This window comes from Azonexus sp. (assembly GCF_047638095.1).
Classification (GTDB): domain Bacteria; phylum Pseudomonadota; class Gammaproteobacteria; order Burkholderiales; family Rhodocyclaceae; genus Azonexus.
Map to the genome: position 1 here is coordinate 1 of NZ_JBLJBW010000048.1, position 16,730 is coordinate 16,730.

The 16,730-nt window shown below is 63.3% G+C and carries 10 protein-coding genes and 1 pseudogene; 2 read left to right on the forward strand and 9 right to left on the reverse strand.

Annotated features, from left to right (window positions below):
* The 6 genes from ACM62Q_RS11055 to ffh all read right to left on the reverse strand — a co-directional run.
* Positions 1 to 4,587 (reverse strand): DUF4347 domain-containing protein (locus ACM62Q_RS11055; protein ID WP_415036523.1); only part of this gene is annotated, 4,587 nt, incomplete at its 3' end.
* A 58-nt stretch (positions 4,588 to 4,645) separates the two neighbouring features.
* Complete coding sequence (locus ACM62Q_RS11060; RefSeq protein ID WP_415036525.1) at positions 4,646 to 5,548, reverse strand: efflux RND transporter periplasmic adaptor subunit; 903 nt, start codon at positions 5,546 to 5,548, stop codon at positions 4,646 to 4,648.
* A gap of 11 nt (positions 5,549 to 5,559) precedes the next feature.
* Positions 5,560 to 7,584 (reverse strand): DEAD/DEAH box helicase, encoded by a 2,025-nt coding sequence (locus ACM62Q_RS11065; RefSeq protein ID WP_415036527.1) that lies wholly within the window; start codon positions 7,582 to 7,584, stop codon positions 5,560 to 5,562.
* A gap of 4 nt (positions 7,585 to 7,588) precedes the next feature.
* On the reverse strand, positions 7,589 to 9,739 hold the full coding sequence (locus ACM62Q_RS11070) for a PqqD family peptide modification chaperone (protein ID WP_415036529.1): 2,151 nt from the start codon (positions 9,737 to 9,739) through the stop codon (positions 7,589 to 7,591).
* Positions 9,740 to 9,743: 4 nt separating this feature from the next.
* A complete protein-coding gene (locus ACM62Q_RS11075) occupies positions 9,744 to 11,165 on the reverse strand; it encodes an efflux RND transporter periplasmic adaptor subunit (protein WP_415036531.1) in 1,422 nt (473 codons plus the stop codon).
* 230 nt (positions 11,166 to 11,395) lie between these two features.
* Positions 11,396 to 12,775 carry a signal recognition particle protein gene (ffh, locus tag ACM62Q_RS11080; protein WP_415036533.1) on the reverse strand — a complete coding sequence of 460 codons (1,380 nt, stop codon included), beginning with the start codon at positions 12,773 to 12,775 and terminating at the stop codon, positions 11,396 to 11,398.
* Positions 12,776 to 12,804: 29 nt separating this feature from the next.
* Here ffh and ACM62Q_RS11085 point away from each other — a divergent pair, with 29 nt between their 5' ends.
* Positions 12,805 to 13,644, forward strand: a complete 840-nt coding sequence (locus ACM62Q_RS11085; RefSeq protein ID WP_415036535.1) for an inner membrane protein YpjD — start codon at positions 12,805 to 12,807, stop codon at positions 13,642 to 13,644.
* 11 nt (positions 13,645 to 13,655) lie between these two features.
* Here ACM62Q_RS11085 and slmA read toward each other — a convergent pair whose 3' ends face one another.
* Genes slmA through argB form a run of 3 tightly spaced genes read right to left on the reverse strand, consistent with a single transcriptional unit; the run spans position 13,656 to position 15,831 of the window.
* Entirely contained in the window at positions 13,656 to 14,261 is a 606-nt protein-coding gene (gene slmA / locus ACM62Q_RS11090) for a nucleoid occlusion factor SlmA (RefSeq protein WP_415036537.1), read from the reverse strand.
* A gap of 32 nt (positions 14,262 to 14,293) precedes the next feature.
* Positions 14,294 to 14,935 carry a pyrimidine 5'-nucleotidase gene (locus ACM62Q_RS11095; protein WP_415036539.1) on the reverse strand — a complete coding sequence of 214 codons (642 nt, stop codon included), beginning with the start codon at positions 14,933 to 14,935 and terminating at the stop codon, positions 14,294 to 14,296.
* 8 nt (positions 14,936 to 14,943) lie between these two features.
* Entirely contained in the window at positions 14,944 to 15,831 is an 888-nt protein-coding gene (gene argB / locus ACM62Q_RS11100) for an acetylglutamate kinase (RefSeq protein ID WP_415036541.1), read from the reverse strand.
* A 90-nt stretch (positions 15,832 to 15,921) separates the two neighbouring features.
* Between argB and ACM62Q_RS11105 the strand changes: the two are divergent.
* Positions 15,922 to 16,730 (forward strand): annotated as a pseudogene (locus tag ACM62Q_RS11105) (glutamine--fructose-6-phosphate aminotransferase); the annotation flags it as partial.

Here is a 16,730-nt window from a genome sequence, read left to right on the forward strand (position 1 = left end):
CTGTGCGGTATAGGTCAGCGTGCCGTTGCCGTTGATGGTGACCGAGCCCTTGGCGCCCTGGGTGGTGCCGGTGATGGTCACGCCCGAGCCCTCGAAGGCATCGTTGGCGAGCACGTTGATGATCACGCTCTGGCCGGCGGTGGTGCTGGCGCTGTCGTCAAAGGCATCCTGCACCGGGGTGACATTCACCGTCATGGTCTTGGGTGTGGGATCCAGATCCACGCCGCCCATGGTCGTGCCGCCATCGTCCTGCACCTGGAAGGTGAAGCTGGCGTAGCCCGCGCCATTGGCGTCGGCCGCTGGCGTGAACTTGAGCTTGCCCGTGTTGATATCGGTGACCGAGACAAACTGCCCGGCGGTGACCGCCACACCGTTCAAGGTCAGGCTGCCGGCACCGGGCAGGGTGGTGACTTTCACAGCCAGCAGGCTGTTGGCCGGGTTGTTGCCGGCGTCGTTGAAGCCGAAGTCCGCAGCGCTAAAGGTGTAGGCCTGGTCTTCCAGCGTCGTGACCGTGTTGTTGCTGCCGGAAGGGGCCTTATTGACTTCCTTGGCGGCGATAAAGGCGGAAAACTCCGACGTGTCGCTGAACGTGGCGTAACCGGCATCCGACTTGGTGGCTGTGGCTGATATCACGTAACCCGCAGGAACCGCAGCGGCCAGCGTTTGCGTGAAGCTGGCGTTGCCGCTGGCGTCCGTCGCCACGTTGACGAAGCCCAGGTAGGTCTTGCCTTCGCCGTAACCCGAGGCGTTGCCGGTCGGGCTGGAAAAAAACTCGATGCGGTAGTAGCTGCCGGCCTCGCTGTTGAGCGTGCCCTTGACGGTGAGCTGGTTGCTGGCGTTGGTCACCGCCTCGGTCAGCGCCGGGAGGTTTTGCAGGTTGTTGGGGCCGGTGTCGGCGTCGCCGGGGTCGTTGGGCGTCACGCCATCGTTGTTCAGGTCGATGCCGAGTTTGCTGTTGCCGTGGATGCTGTTGCTCAGCATTTGCGTAACACCGATGCTGGTCACGGTGATGCCGTTGCCGATGTTGCCGGCGATGGTGTTGCCTTGGCCCGGCCCGGTTCCGCCTATCAGTACCTTGGTCGAAGCGTCGCCAGTCACGACGATGCCGCCGCTCAGGTTGCTGCCACCGCCGTTGGTCAGCACGTTGCCATTGGCGTCCAGCCCTATGGTGTTGCCCTGCACGGTGGCACCGTTGGCGGACAGATAAATGCCGCCGCGATGCAATGAGCTGCCGGTTGCTTTGGTATTACCCGAAATCAGGTTGCCGACGATGGTGGTATTGGTGGGGTTGTAGTCCAAGGCGATACCGAAACTGCCGTTGGAAATCGCCGCCGTGCCAGCGGCATTGGTGCCGATGTAGTTGCCTTGCACGGTATTGTTGGCCGTGGTGCTGGAAGAAACGTAGATACCGAAGTCGTTGTTGCCAGAGATGACGTTGCGCGCCGCCGTGGTGCTGCCGCCTATGGTGTTGCCCGAGGCGCCGCCGCCGATGGTGATGCCGGTGCTGCCACCGCTGACAGCTGCCGTACCTGCGGCATTCAAGCCAATGTAGTTGCCGGCAACCGTGTTGCCGTTGGCATCTGTGCCTTTAAGCAGGACACCGGCTTGGGTATTGCCGGAGATGACGTTGCGGCTGCCTGCCACCGTGCCACCAATGGTGTTGTTCGAGGATGCAACGCTGATGCCGTACGTCAGGTTGGCAACGGCGGACGTGCCGGCCACATTGGTACCGATGTAGTTGCCAAGCACACTATTGCCGGGGCACCCGTCTAGGATGTCCACGCCGGCCGCCTTGTTGCCGGAAATCACGTTGCGATCGGCAGTGGAGGTGCCGCCGATAACGTTGTTGGTGGAGCCGCTCGACACGTTTACGCCAACGGAATTTCCCGCTGCCGCCGAGCCACCCGCAGTGAGGCCGATCCAGTTGCCGGCAATCGTATTGCCACTGCTCGAAGCAATGTCGATGCCGTTGCCGGTGAAATTCTGGATCACCAGGCCCCGAATCGTGCTGCCGCCAGAGCCCGCATACAGCCGCAGGCCGTCTTGCACCGCGCCGCCACCATTGAGCACGATGGCGGGCTGGTTGCCATTGGCGGCAAAGCTGTCATCCGTCGTCGCATCAATGATCACCGGCTTGGTGATCGCCGGCAGCAGGGAAGCCAGGCTGATGGTGTGTATGCCCGTGCCGGCGATATTGAAGGAAATTTGCGTGGGCTGGGCCGTGGCCGGGCTATTGTTGATGGCGGTAATCGCCTCGCGCAGCGAGATCTTTCCGTCGGCTCCCTTGCTGGCCAGCAGGGTTGCCAGGCTCGTGGTGTTGCCGTCGAGCGTGTCCAGGGCGGTGTCCACCACCAGGATGTTTTGCACGGTGGAGATGGCGACGATGCTCTTGGCGAACTGCGAGGTGTCGGTGAAGGTGTTGAAGCTCGCGTTGCTCTTGGTGGCGGTGGCCGAGATGAAGGCACCGGCCGCGACGGAGGCGGACAGCGTGGTGGAGAAGCTGGCAGTGCCCGCCCCATTGGTCGTGACGTTGATAAAGCCCAGGTAGGTCTGCCCCTCGCCGAAGCCGCTGGGGCCGTTGACGGTGTTGGCAAATAGTTCGATGCGGTAATAGCTGTTGGCGGTGCCGCTGTAGGTGCCTGCGATGGTGAAGTTGCCGCTGCCGTCGGTCTGAGCCAGCGTCAGCACGGGTATTTGCGGCACACCGGCGTTCTTCAGGAGGATGCCCTGTGCGCCGGTGCCAGCGTTGGTGCCGTAGATGCTATTGCCGAGGATGCTGTTGCCGGAACCGCCCGTGGCGACGAAGACGCCGGCATAGAGGTTCCCCCCGCCGCCCTGGTTGCTGTAAGCAACGATGTTGCCTTGGCCCGCCGAGCTGCCCCCGACCACGACATTGCTGGCGGCGCCTCCGTTGCCAAGCAGGATGCCGGAGCCCGATGTGCCCCAGTTGGCCGTACCCGCGAGGTCGGTGCCGATGCGGTTGCCCTGGATGACTACGCCGCTGCTGACGCTACGCACGTCAATGCCACGGACGGCATTCCCAATCCAGTTGTCGAGGATGCGGGTGCCGTTGGCGGCGCTGCCGATGCCGAGATCGACCTGCAACTGCGAGCCCGTTGCCGAAACACCTATGCGGTTGCCCTGCACGGTATTGCCGGTACTTGTGCCGTCTATCGATACCGCAGTGCTGGTCACGTTGACGGTGGTGTTGGCGAAGACGTTGCCTTCTCCAGGCGCCGGGCCGCCAATGATGTTGTTGGTTGCACCGGTTTGTATGCGAACGTTGACGATGCTGCCGGTGGTGTAGATCACGGTGCCCGTGGCGTCGGTGCCGAAGTAGTTGCCCTTGATGGCGTTGCCGGTGGCGCTAGCGCCGGTGATGCTCGATCCCATGTTGGTTGTGAACACGTTGCGGTCTGCCGCCGTGCTGCCACCGATCACATTGTTGGCAGAGGCGATCGATACCGCATAGCCAGTGGGGCCCGCCGTCAGGTTGCCATTGGTGTCGAGCGAGCCGATGTAGTTGCCAGCGATGGTGTTGCCGTTCGAGCCGCTGGCGATGTCGATGCCGGTACCCGTGCCGGTCTTGCCAAAGTTCGTGATCAGCAAGCCGCGGATGGTGGAGCCGCCGCTGCCTGACGCGAGGTTCAGCACGTTGTTGATGCCGAGGTTGCTGCCATCGATCACGATGGCCGGCCGGCTGCCATTGGCGGCAAAGCTGTCGTCGGTGGTGGCGTCGATGATCACCTGTTTGGTGATGTTGGGCAGCACCGAGCTCAGGGTGATGGTGTGGATGCCGGTGCCGGGGATGTTGAAGTTGATGTTGTGCGGGCCAGTAGCTGCGTTGGCGTTGATGATTGCCTCGCGCAGCGAACCAGCGCCCGAGTCGTTGGTGTTGGAGACGGTATAGGTGGCCAGCACACCGTGCCACTGCTGCTGTGCGTCATCACTCAGCAAAAGCGCGCTCTCAATGGTGCCGGTCCGTTCCTCAAACTGCCAGTTTCCCCCCTGCGCCACGTCGCCCGTGCGATCCACGGAGGCGGCCACGTCCACGCCGGTGAGCTGGGCCAGGGACTGGATGAGCTGCTCGCCCTCAGAGCCCGCGGCCACCTCGCAGCCGTAGATCAGCAGGTCGGCGCCCGGCGCCAGGTGCTCGCCCCAGGCGGCGACTTCGTCGGCGCGCAGCAACAGCTGATCCAGATCCAGCGCCTGCGCGCCCAGCTGCACCTGGCCGCTGGCGCCGTGCGAGAACAGGTGGATGGCGCTCACGCCCTCATGCCGCGCCAGGGTCTGGCTGATGACGCTGATGGCGTCGTCGCCCTCGCCAATCCACACCACCTCCAGGCGCCGGCCCTGGGCCATCTGGCGTTGCAGATCGGCGGCTAGCGTGGCGTGGTCTTCCACACGGCTGTCGATGAAGACCAGCTCCTGTGCCTTGCTGGCCGGCGCTGCTGTGGGCAGCGTGGCCGTATGTGCGGCGCTGGTGGCGTAGGTGTCGCCCGATGCAGCACCCACAACCAGTGCGCCTGCCAACACCGCCGGGTGGTCGGCCGCGTACAGGATGCGCGGCTCGAAATCCTCCAGCAAGGGGCGGTTGCGCAGTAGGAAGGAGGCGTGGCGGGGCATGGCGAGGGGCCGCAGGTGTTCAGAGACCGGGGAGTGGTGTTTCAGGTTCAGCGCGGCAGCGCAGGCCGGCGGGCAGGCTGGCGTCGTGATTGTTCATCTCCAGGCGCAAGCGGAAGGTGTTGCTGGCGGGGTCCAGTACCTGATCAATTTGCACGACCTTAGCGGTGCGTGGGGCGGTATCCGGGAGCTCAGGGTGGACGGTGAATAACTGTCCTGGCTTGATACGGCCAAACAGCGCGCTAGAGGCAACGACATCGACACGCAGGCGACTGATGTCGGCGACACGAAACAGCGGTTTTTCTTCAAAGCGTTCGCCCGGGTTGGCGTGGCGTTCGGTTACGATACCGTCAAAGGGCGCGCGCAGTACGCGCAGCGAAAGTTGCGCAGCGGCGCTGCCCGCTTCGCGCGCTGACACCGCGCGTTGGTCGCGGGCGATGGAAACGCGTTCGAGTGCCACGCGATATTCCGATTCGGCAAGTTCCACCGCCTGGCCAGAAACGAAGTTTTTTGCCGCCAACGTGCGTTGCCGTCGCAGTTTTTGCAAGGCCAGCAATTCGCCGGCCTGTGCGGCGCGCCATTCGGCTTCACTGGCTGCACGGGTGAGGGCAGCGGCGCTGTTGGCCTGCTCAACCTCGGCCTGCATGCGCGCCAGCACCTGTCCTTTGCTGACGCGGTCACCGCGTTCGACCTCGATTTGAGCGACTACGCCAGCGACTTGCGTGCCGATATCGGCTGTCTTGATGGGCAGAATCACGCAAGCGAGCAGGGTGCCGGGTTTGCTGACGCTGCTGGTGTTTGGTGTAGAGATCGTCGCAGGTCGCGTGGTCGTTTGTGCCTGCACAGGAGCGTTTAGGAAGGCACCGAGGGCCGTGGTCAGTGACCATAACAATGCATATCGGGAATGAAAAGGGAGCAGGGTCATGAAACGGCCATTCAAGTGGCTTGAGAAAATGACAATTTGCGCTCGGCGGCGCAATCTTGCCAGAAATGGGTGGTGCGGGCACGGGCGTGGCGATATTCGTCGTAGTGTTGCACCGCGTGTAAGCATAGCTGCAGCCAGTAATGCCGCCAATCCTTGGTGTGATGTAGCGTGCCTGTGGTACAGGCGATCGTCATGAGGCGTGCGCTCAACCGCCCCCAGGCATCATGGGCCAGACGCTGACTGTCCAGGGCGATCCAGGTTTCGGCACTGCCGTTCTGCCCCTGGCGTGCGGCACGCCCCAGCAGTTGCCGGTCTATGCGGCGTGAGGGGTTGAGCTGGCAACTCAGTACATGCAAGCCGCCAGCGGCGCAGACGGCGCTGTTGACTTCGATGTCGGTGCCGCGCCCGGCCATGTTGGTGGCGACGGTGATGCGGCCAGGTTCGCCGGCGCGGGCGACGATGGCGGCCTCGTCGGCGTCGTGGTGGGCGTTGAGCACGGTGTGCGCCAGGTTGGCGGCGGTCAGCACGGCGGACAGGTCTTGCGATTCTGCCACCGAATCGGTACCCACCAGCACCGGGCGGCCCTGAGCGGTGAGCGCGGTGCAGCGCCGCGCCACGGCAGCCCAGCGCTCGTCAGCGCTGGCAAAGGCGCGCGTGGCACCGATCTGGCGGCGCGGCGGCAGGCGCGGTGCCACGGCGACGATCTGCAGGCCGTACAAGGTGCGTAGCTCGGCGCGCGACTCACTTAGTGTGCCGCTCAGGCCACCCAGGCGGTGGTAGCGGCGAAAGAAGCGCTGGTAGGTGATCTGGGCAATGGTTTCCAGCTCAGGTTCGGGTTTGCAGCCTTCCTTGAGGGCCACCATGGCGTGCAGGCCCTGCGACCAGCGTCGCCCTTCAGACAGGCGGCCGCTGACGGCGTCTACGATGACGATGCGGTCGACCGGGCGACCGTATTCGTCCGTGCTGTATTGCACGATGTAGTCGCGGTCGCGCTGGTAGAGGTGGCGCGCGGCCAGAGCGGTGCAGATGGCGTGCTCGCGGTGGCGTGTGCTGCGCCACAGCGGAGGCATGGACTCGGTTATGGTGGCGATGCGCTCGCGCCCGGCGTTGGTCAGCGTGGCCTGGCGCATCGCCGGGTGGCAGATGAAGTCTGCTCCTTCGGTCAGCTTGCTCGATAGGGTCCAGGCCTGCCAACGGTAGGCACGTCCGGCGGCATCATTGTTCTCGCGCGAGAGGATCAGGGGCATCAGCGCCTCGTCGATGAGCACGCTGTCGGCCTCGTCGATGATGGCCATGCACAGACCGCGCAGCAACGGGCCGGAGGCAGCCGGCGCGCCCAGCGCTGTTACGCATCGGCGCAGGGCTGGGGCACCGGTCTGGTGCATGGTGCGGTCGCGCAGGTAGTCGAACACCAATTCCTTGGCGGTTACATAGACCACATGGCTGGCATAGGCGTAACGGCGCTCTTCGGGTTGGTGGCGTGTGGTCACGGCAGCGACCTGTAGCCCCAACCGCTTGAACAACGGGTGAAATACTTCGGCATCGCGCTGCACCAGGTAGTCGTTGGCGGTGATCACATGCACCGGCATGCCTGATAGTGCAGCGGCGGCGGCGGCAATGGCGGTAGCCAAAGACTTGCCCTCTCCGGTGGCCATTTCCACCAGACGCTCGTCCAGCAGTTGCAGGGCAGCGGCTAACTGGCCGTCGTAGGCGGTTTTGCCCAGGGTGCGCCGGGCGATTTCGGCGGTCAGGGTGACGGCCTGCTCCACATGACGTGGGTGGCTGGCGTCCATGGCCCAGCGCGGCTGCAGGGCGTGGCGGTGATCGTCCAGCGCCGTGTCATCAAGCATGGCCAACTGCGTCAGCTGGTGGTGCACGCGGGCCACGCGGGTGGCGATCGGCTGGCGCGCGCGCGTGGGACGGTGCGGTGCGCGTGCGTCGTGGTTCTCGGCGCGCTCGGGGTAGGAGCCCCACAACAGACCAGGCATGGGGGTCTGGTGGGCCTTGGGCGTGCGGGCAAGGGCGGCAGCTGACATGGCGTTAGACCGAGGGGTTGAAGTGGCTCAGCAGCAGCTGGCGTAGCTGACGCAGGGCGCGCGCGGCCAAAGATTTGTGGCCGTGGTCGATGCGCACATAGCCGCGTTCGCCGATATGCCGCGCGCTCAGGTCGGGTACGGCCACGTCCAACAGCACTACGGGGGCTTGGGCGGTCAGGGCGTCGGTGTCTTCGGCGCGGGTGGCCAGCGGGCCGCCGTGTTGTTCGCTCAGGGCGGCGCTGGGCAGCTGGGAAACGGCACCGCTCAGGTCGCGCACGATGCGTCCGGCATGGGTTTGCCCGGCGTTGCTGGCCAGGCGCACCTGCACTTCGGGTGCGCTGCCTTGCAGCAGGGCGGCGTCGGCATGGGGCAGGGCCACGCGCAGGGTTAGCGGTTCGTCGTTGAGCAGGTAGCCCAGCAGCTCGCCGCGGCGGCGCCAACTGCCTTGCTGGTCGATCTGCCGGGCCACTACCAGGGTGCCGGCGGACTGCGTGCGCGCGGTGAGGGCGGCCAGGCGCTCGTCAAGGCGGGCGATCTCGATCTGGCTGAAGGCCAGTTTTTCACGCAGGGCGGCGGCTTCGTCCGGGGCGTTGGTCAGGGCTGAAAACAGTAGCACGTCGTATTCCGCTATGTCGGCCACGAGGGCGGCGCGGCGCGGCATCAATTCGTCGTCTTCCAGTAGGGCCACGGCCGTGTTGGCCGGCACGGCCTGGCCATCGATCTGTAGCCACTGGGTCACGAAGCCGTCGGTGCCGGCGCGGATCAAGGCGTTCTCAGGGGGGGAAACCACGCCTTGCGCTAGAGAGCGGTACGGCAGGGGCCAGCACAGCACCAGAATCAGTGCGGTGAGCAGGGCACCCACGCGCAGCCAGGGCGTGGCACCTGGCCGGGCGTGCAGTGCCTTCATGCCCAACCACAGAGGCTTGCCCAGGGTGGCGCTGAGCATGAAACCGCCTGCCACCAGGCCCAGCAGGCTGGAGAAATTGCCGATCCACAGTGCGACCAACGTGCACAGTGCCAGGCGATAAACTGCCGAGAGTGGCGCGTAGAAAACAAGCCAGGGCTTTTCGCCGGGCAAACTTTCCATCGGCGGCGTCTGGCGGTCGGCCAGCAGCCAACGGCGCAACCGGCCTTGCCACCAGCGGGCGCTGCGCGTGGCCAGATTGCGTAGATCGAGCAGGTCGCAGAAAACGAAATAACCGTCAAAGCGTAACAGCGGGTTGCCGTTGACCAAGAGGGTGGATAGCGTCCCGATAAGCACGGCGGTGAGTGCCAGGTCGCGCATCAGACCGGGTTGGAGCAGCAGCCACAGGCCCAGTGCCAGCGCGGCAATGAATAGTTCGGCCATGATGCCGGCGGCGCTGATGATGGCGCGGCGATGCGGTTGGCGGATGGCGTCTGCGGCTGAGGCATCGATAAACGGTACTGGCGTAAGCATCAGTACGGTGATCCCGGCCTGACGTGACACGGCGTGCCAGCGCAATAGGGCCAGGCCATGGGCCAGTTCATGCACCAGTTTGATGAACGGGTAGAGAAGCCAACCTATCGTCAGCGCCTGTGGCGAGCGCGTCAAGCGTGCTGCTTCGTGCGCCAACTCACTGCTGTGCGGCGCAGCAGCGAGGAGTGCGATGCCGACGACGATTCCCCACAACAGTAGCCCCCAACCTGAAAAAAGCCAGACTGCCAGTGGGGCGAGCGGTGTGAGCCAACGTGATGGATTGGCTAGTGGCAAACGAAACGCCAAGGGATTGACCCTGTGTCGACGCAGGCGTTTGCGTACCAGATCGCGGTGCTGAAAGAGGGCTTCGAGGTCGGGCGTACTGTCGAATTCCAGTAATTGACGTTCGTGCAACGAAGTCAGCAGGTGCACCACCTCGTCCTGTGTCAGGATCTCGTCGGGCGCGGTCTGCAACAGGGCATCCCAGATTTGTCCGACTGTGGCGCGCCCATCGCAGCGCCCCACAAATGCATACGCACTGGGGTTGATGCGGCGCACTTCTTGTGTGCTGGTGTCGATCAAAACAAACCAATCGACACCGCGCTGTATCTGACGGCGAAAATTGACATGCGTACGCAAACGGGGGCGCAAGGTGCAGACGCGGTGCCAGCGAGGGCTGAACAGGGGCTCAGGAGCGCTTTCGGAGAGCGTGTTCATGGCGTCAGCCCCACAATGTCCAGGCCTGCAGACGCAGCCAGTCCACCAGGCGGTGCGTCCAGGTCCATGCTAGAGGTTGGCGGCCGACGGACAGGCGTGCCACGCCCTCCAGTCCGGGGCGTAAAGTGTTCTGACCGGGGGGTACGGTCGCTTCAATTTCAAAGACATTGTGACCGTCGCTGGCGCGTGCCACAGGGGTAATGCGTGTTACTTCAAGCGGCAGGCGCTGCCAGGGTTGAGCCGCCAGTGACAAAGCACCTTGTTGGCCCAGGGTGACGGCCGCCACATCGCGCTCATCGATGTCGATCATGATGCGGTAGCTGGCGTCGGGCGCTATGACGAGTAAAGGTTTGCCGCGCTCTATGGGGGAGCCGACCAACTGGCTCAAGTCGCCCTGGATCACGATGCCATCAAACGGTGCCAAAACGCTTGCGCGCTGTAGTTGTGTCTGGGTGCGCGCCAGTTGCGCGCGCGCTTGGTCGGCGCGCGCCTGAGCAATGACCATCTGGGGGCGGTCGGCACGCGCCATGGCAATGGCGTAGGCGCTTTCTTGCTGGGCCAGTTCGCTTGCCCAGCGTTGTTGTTCCAAGCGCAATTCCTGATCGGCCATTTCCAGCAGCAGCTGCCCGGCGCGCACGCTATCGCCAGGGCGGACGTACACACTTTTCAAGTAGCCATCGGCTGGCGCAGCGAGCGCCCGCTGTTGCGCACCTTCGACGCGGGCGCGACCCGCTACGTCGTAGGGCATCGGTACGATGCACAGCGCGGCCAAGGCGAGTGCACATGCTCCCAGGGCGAATTGTAGGCGCCGGTTCTGTCCGTGGCGCACACGTGACCAGGTGCGCCGTAGCGCGTGCTGCATCCGTTGCTGCCAGGGGCGTTCGCGTTCATGCAGGAGATACAAAATAGGGCCGCAAAAAGACAGCACCTTCTCGATCTGCGCAGCGATCTGCCCCAGGTCGTCGCGAGTGGTCAGCCATTCGCAGCCGATGGCTCCCACGATTTCGCCCGCCCGCACGACCGGAACGCTCAGTACGGCACCGCCCAGACGTTGTTGCCAGCGCTGATGTCCTAGGCGGATGAGCGGTCGAGCCGTGGGCTCGCAAGGGAGATAGATGCTGCAAGCTTGTGCGACGGCTTCATCCATGGCGGCCGCCACGTCGTCAAATGCTTCGCCCACCAAGTTATCGCCGCTGCCGTGGGAGAGTGCTGTCAATTCGATTTGTGTGTGGCGCAAGAAGCCAAGCAGCGCTCGAGTACAGCCGAATTGTTTCGCCAGTTCGGTGGCAAAGGCCGCCAGCGCCACCTGCTCGCGCTCGTGCGCCAGCAGGGCGGCCTGGATTTCAAGTAAGCGGCTCTGTGTGGAAAACTCCTGAACGTGCGTTTCCGCGCTGACCTCGACCGGCGTTTCAGTGCTCGTAGGCAATGGTGCTATGACGGTGGGCGGAGCGTTCTGGCGCATGGCAGTGGCTTGCGTGAATTGCGCGGTATGCAAAGTGCGCGTGTGCTGAGCGAGGCGATGTTTCGACAGGTGTCCTCTGGGTTATAACAGAGCGGTGAGAAATAAAAAACAGCGACCTTGGGTGCGTTTGTTTTTTCGCTGGCTTTTACACCATAAAAACATCAGGTTGTTTTAACCGCCCTCTGCTGAGACATTTAACGCCCGAAACCACCCAAGCCCCCCATGCCGCCCGGCAGCATGCCCTTCATGCCGCGCATGAGTTTGCCGATGCCGCCCTTGGAAAACTGTTTCATCATTTTCTGCGTCTGCTCGAACTGATTGAGCAGGCGGTTCACTTCCTGCACCGGCACGCCGGCCCCAGTGGCGATGCGGCGTTTGCGGCTGGCTTTGATCAGTTCCGGCTTGGCGCGTTCAGCCGGGGTCATCGAGTTGATGATGCCTTCGACGCGGCAGATCATCTTGTTTTCCGCGCCGGCCGGCAGTTGCCCGGCGGCTTGTGCGAACTGCGCGGGGAGCTTGTCCATCAGCGAAGTCAGGCCGCCCATGGCGCGCATCTGGCCGATTTGTGCCTTGAAATCGTTGAGGTCGAAGCCTTTGCCGGATTTTAGTTTTTTGGCGAACTCCAGCGCCTTTTCTTCGTCGATGCCTTTCTTGGCCTCTTCGATCAGCGACAGCACGTCGCCCATGCCGAGCACGCGCGAGGCCATGCGTTCCGGGTGGAAGGCTTCGAGGCCGGAGAGCTTTTCGCCCACCCCGGCGAACTTGATCGGTTTGCCGGTGATGTGACGCACCGACAGCGCCGCGCCGCCGCGTGCGTCGCCATCCAGTTTGGTGAGCACGATGCCGGTCAGCGGCAGGGCTTCGTTGAAAGAACGCGCCGTATTGACGGCATCCTGGCCGAGCATGGCGTCTACCACGAACAGGGTTTCGATGGGACGCACGGCCGCATGCAGGCGCTTGATTTCGTCCATCATCGCCTCGTCTATGGCGAGGCGCCCGGCGGTGTCGATGAGTAGAACATCGTGGTAATGGCGCTTGGCCCAATCGATAGCTGCGGCGGCAATGGCTTCCGGCTTTTCGCCGACATGCGAGGGAAAGAAATCCACCTCGGCCTGGGCCGCCACCGATTGCAACTGCTCGATTGCCGCCGGGCGATAGATGTCGCAAGAGACAACCAGCACCTTCTTTTTGTGGGTTTCGCGCAGAAACTTGCCCAGTTTGCCGACCGTGGTGGTTTTGCCGGCCCCCTGCAGGCCGGCCATGAGCACGATGGCGGGCGGCTGGGTGTTGAAGTTGATGCCCTCGTGCGCCTCGCCCATCAGCCGGGTGAGCTCGCCATGCACGACACCGATCAGCGCCTGCCCTGGGTTGAGCGAGCCGATGACCTCTTGGCCGACCGCTTTTTCCTTGACGGCAGCGATGAAGTCTTTGACGACGGGCAGGGCGACATCGGCCTCGAGCAGCGCCATGCGCACTTCGCGCAGGGCATCGGCAATGTTGGATTCCGTCAGGCGAGCTTCGCCCTTGAGGGTTTTCATGACACGCGCAAGGCGTGTGGTCAGGTTGTCGAGCATGTCAGGTGGGCTTCGAGTAGAATTGCGGGATGGTCGACATTGTAATTCAGCTTTTCCCCCACAGCCTCGCCGCTTTCCTTTACGCGGCGCTGGGCTTTCATTTCTGGCGGACGCGCTGGCGCGAACAGCCCGATCAGTGCGTCGCCTGCCCCATGCACCTGTGGGAGCGCATCGCCATTGGCGCTGCCTTGGCCGTCCATGCGTACGCGGTGCTGGGCAGTCTCATGGGCAGCGGCGGCATGTATTTTTCCTTTGCCTTGGCGCTCTCGCTCATGATGTGGCTGGCGGTGCTGATTTACTGGCTGGAAAGTTTCATGGCCCGCATGGAAGGCATGCAGCCCATGGTTTTGCCGCTGGCTGCAGTGTGTGCGGCATTGCCGCTGCTGTTTCGCCAGGGGCATCTGGTGGCACATGCCGAGGCCACTGGTTTTCAGTTTCATTTCCTCGCCGCCATGCTCGCGTATAGCCTCCTGACCTTGGCCGCCTTGCACGCGATTTTCATGGGCTTTACCGAGAAAATGCTGCATCGCCGGGTCGTTCGGCGCAGTCTGGGCAGCCTGCCCTCCCTGATGACCATGGAAGGTTTGTTGTTTCGTATGCTCAGCCTGGGGTTTGTCTTGCTGACCCTGGCCGTGGGCAGCGGGCTTTTCTTTTCTGAGCAGATTTTTGGCAAGCCGCTCGCGCTGGATCATAAGACCTTTTTCGCCATTGCTTCCTGGCTGATTTTTGCCGTACTGCTCTGTGGTCGCCACCTTTGGGGATGGCGCGGCAAACGGGCGCTGCGCCTGACCTTGAGTGGTTTTTCACTGCTCATTCTGGCCTATTTTGGCAGCCGTTTCGTCGCCGAAGTGCTGCTCGGGCGGGTGTGAGCGCCGAGCGCTCAGGCAGTTTGTCCCATCTGGGATAAGCAGGCGTAGTACAGCATCGGCCATTGCTGCGGCCATTGGGCGGCGGGTTCACGGGTGAAAGCGGAGCGGGCGTATTGTTCCCAACGGCCGACGGCGTAGCAGCGCAGCAGGTTGGCGAGCGCGCTGAAATCGGCGTCGGGGCGGAAATTTTCCTGTGTGGCAGCGATGCGCAGCGCTTGCTTGAGCGAGGCTTCGATCTTGTCGAGCAGCGCGTTGATGCGCGCTTGCAGGCGCTCGTTTTCATTGACCAAGGCGTCGCCGATCAGCACTCGCGTCATGCCGCGGTTTTTCTGGGCGAAGCTCAGGAGCAGGCCGAGGATCAGTTCGAGCTGGCGAAAGCCTTTTTCTTCCTGCCCGGTGATCTGGTTGATGACGCCAAAGAGGCTGTGTTCGATGAATTCGATCAGCCCCTCGAACATCTGCGCTTTGCTGGCGAAATGGCGGTAGAGTGCGGCTTCCGAGCAGTCCAGGCGGGCGGCGAGGGCGGCGGTGGTGATTTTTTCCCCTTTCGGGGTTTCCAGCATTTCAGCCAGGGTGTGCAGAATTTGCAGGCGGCGCTCGCCCGGTTTCGTTGCCATTGCTATTGCCCCTCAGATTTATTGTGGGCCGATTATAGCCGGGCGAGGTGGCGCGGCAATTCGCGTACCGAACGGATCTTGATGTCGGCGCTGGGCGAATCGCGTAAGCTGGCGCTCACCCATACTGTTTTCATGCCGAGCGCCTTGGCGGTGACGAGGTTGGCGAGGCTGTCTTCCACCATGATGCAGCGCCGGGGCGAGAGGCGTTCGGCGCGCAGCAGGCGGCGATAGGCGGCCAGCATGGGTTTGGGCTGAAAATCGAGATGCTCGACACTGTAAATGGCTGAAAAATGCACCTCCAGCCCGGTGAGATTCAGTACGGCCTGGGCGTAGGCGAGCGGCGCATTGGTAAATAACAGCTTGCGTCCGGGCAGGCGTTTCAGGGTTTGGCGCACCGGCTTTTCAAAGGCGATCAGGCGTTCGAGATCGGGAAAACGGTGGGTTTCGCGTAAAAAATGCGCCGGGTCGATGGCGTGGTGCCGGGTCAGTCCGAGCAAGGTTGCGCCGTAACGCTGCCAGTAGTCTTGTCGCAGGCGGTCGGCGCTGGCCGTATCGAGCGCCAGATGCTGCGCGATGTAGTCGCGCATGGCGTGGTTGATGCGCGGGAAAATGTGCGGCGAGGCGTCATGCAAGGTGTTGTCCAAATCGAACAACCAGACGCGCTCGCCGTACATGGCAGGGCTTAATCGGCCTTGATCATGGTGCCGACGCCGTGGTCGGTGAGAATTTCGAGCAAGAGCGCGTGTTCCACCCGGCCATCGATGATGTGCACGCCATTGACGCCGTTGCGCGCGGCATCGAGCGCCGAACCGATCTTTGGCAACATGCCGCCGGAGAGGGTGCCGTCGGCGACCATGGCATCGATCTGGCTGGGCGTGATGCCGGTGATGAGTTGGCCGTTTTTATCCAGCACGCCGGGCGTGTTGGTGAGCAGTACGAGTTTTTCGGCGCGCAGCACCTCGGCGATTTTACCCGCCACCACGTCGGCGTTGATGTTGTAGGTTTCGCCTTCCGGGCCGACGCCAATCGGCGCGATGACCGGAATGAAGGCCCCGGTCTCGAGCAGTGCGATCAGCGAGGGGTCGATCTTGGTGATGTCGCCGACCTGGCCGACGTCGATCAAATCGCCCGGATTGTCCTTGTTTTCCAAGAGCAGTTTTTTGGCGCGGATGAAGCGCCCGTCCTTGCCGGTCAGGCCGACGGCCTTGCCGCCCGCCTGGTTGATGAGGTTCACCACGTCTTTGTTGACCTGGCCGCCGAGCACCATTTCCACCACTTCCATGGTTTCGGCATCGGTGACGCGCATGCCCTGGATGAATTCGCCTTTTTTGCCGACGCGCCCGAGCAGATTTTCGATCTGCGGGCCGCCGCCATGCACCACCACGATGTTGAAGCCGACCAGTTTGAGGAGCACCACATCGCGCGCAAAGCAGCGTTTCAGGTGTTCATCGGTCATGGCATTGCCGCCATATTTGACGACGATGGTCTTGCCGTGGAAACGCTGGATGTAGGGCAGGGCTTCGGCCAGAACGGCGGCCTGTACGCCGGGGGAAAGTGAAGTGAGGGACATGACGGGCTCCGGGAGGAAAACCGGCGGATTGTACCGCTGCCTCCGGCGGTGCTGGGCTAGAATGACGCCTTTTTACGCGCAGGAGTCCCTATGTGTGGCATCGTCGCCGCGGCAGCCGGCAGCAACATCGTTTCTGTTCTGATCGAAGGGCTGAACCGTCTGGAATACCGTGGCTATGACTCGGCCGGGCTTGCTCTGTTGGGCGAAGGCAGGATCGAACGCGTGCGCGCCGTCGGTCGGGTGGCGCAGTTGCAGACGGCGGCGCGCGGCTGCGCGGCGCAAACCGGCATCGCCCATACCCGCTGGGCCACGCATGGCGCGCCGGCCGAACACAATGCGCATCCGCACGTCTCGGGCAGCATTGCCGTGGTGCATAACGGCATCATCGAAAATTACGAAAGCCTGCGCGCGCAGCTGACGGCGAAAGGCTATGTCTTCACCTCGGAAACCGATACCGAAAGCATTGCCCATCTGATCGATGACACGCTGAAAACCGATCCCGATCTCTTTGACGCCGTGCGCAAGGTGTGTCAGCAACTGGTCGGGGCCTATGCCATCGCCGTAATCGATCATCGCCAGCCCGGGCGTATCGTGGTCGCCCGCGAAGGCTCGCCCTTGTTGCTCGGTCTGGGAGAAGGCGGCAATTATGCGGCATCCGACGCTTCCGCCTTGTTGCAGGTGACGCGCAACATGGTCTATCTGGAAAACGGCGACATCGCCGAACTGACGGCGCACAGCGTGCGTATCGCCCGTCTCGACGGTACGCAGGTGGAACGCCCGGTGCATGTCTCCGAGCTTTCGGCGGCGGCGGTCGAACTGGGTGAATTTCGCCACTACATGCAGAAGGAAATCTTCGAGCAGCCGGAGGCGCTGGCCAATACGCTGGAAATCGTCGGCGG

What these genes read in the sequence shown, in the direction of transcription:
- ACM62Q_RS11060 (WP_415036525.1), bottom strand. Translation starts at nt 5,548, where the DNA reads ATGACCCTGCTCCCTTTTCATTCCCGATATGCATTGTTATGGTCACTG.
- ACM62Q_RS11065 (WP_415036527.1), bottom strand. Translation starts at nt 7,584, where the DNA reads ATGTCAGCTGCCGCCCTTGCCCGCACGCCCAAGGCCCACCAGACCCCC.
- ACM62Q_RS11070 (WP_415036529.1), bottom strand. Translation starts at nt 9,739, where the DNA reads ATGAACACGCTCTCCGAAAGCGCTCCTGAGCCCCTGTTCAGCCCTCGC.
- ffh (WP_415036533.1), bottom strand. Translation starts at nt 12,775, where the DNA reads ATGCTCGACAACCTGACCACACGCCTTGCGCGTGTCATGAAAACCCTC.
- ACM62Q_RS11085 (WP_415036535.1), top strand. Translation starts at nt 12,805, where the DNA reads ATGGTCGACATTGTAATTCAGCTTTTCCCCCACAGCCTCGCCGCTTTC.
- slmA (WP_415036537.1), bottom strand. Translation starts at nt 14,261, where the DNA reads ATGGCAACGAAACCGGGCGAGCGCCGCCTGCAAATTCTGCACACCCTG.
- ACM62Q_RS11095 (WP_415036539.1), bottom strand. Translation starts at nt 14,935, where the DNA reads ATGTACGGCGAGCGCGTCTGGTTGTTCGATTTGGACAACACCTTGCAT.
- argB (WP_415036541.1), bottom strand. Translation starts at nt 15,831, where the DNA reads ATGTCCCTCACTTCACTTTCCCCCGGCGTACAGGCCGCCGTTCTGGCC.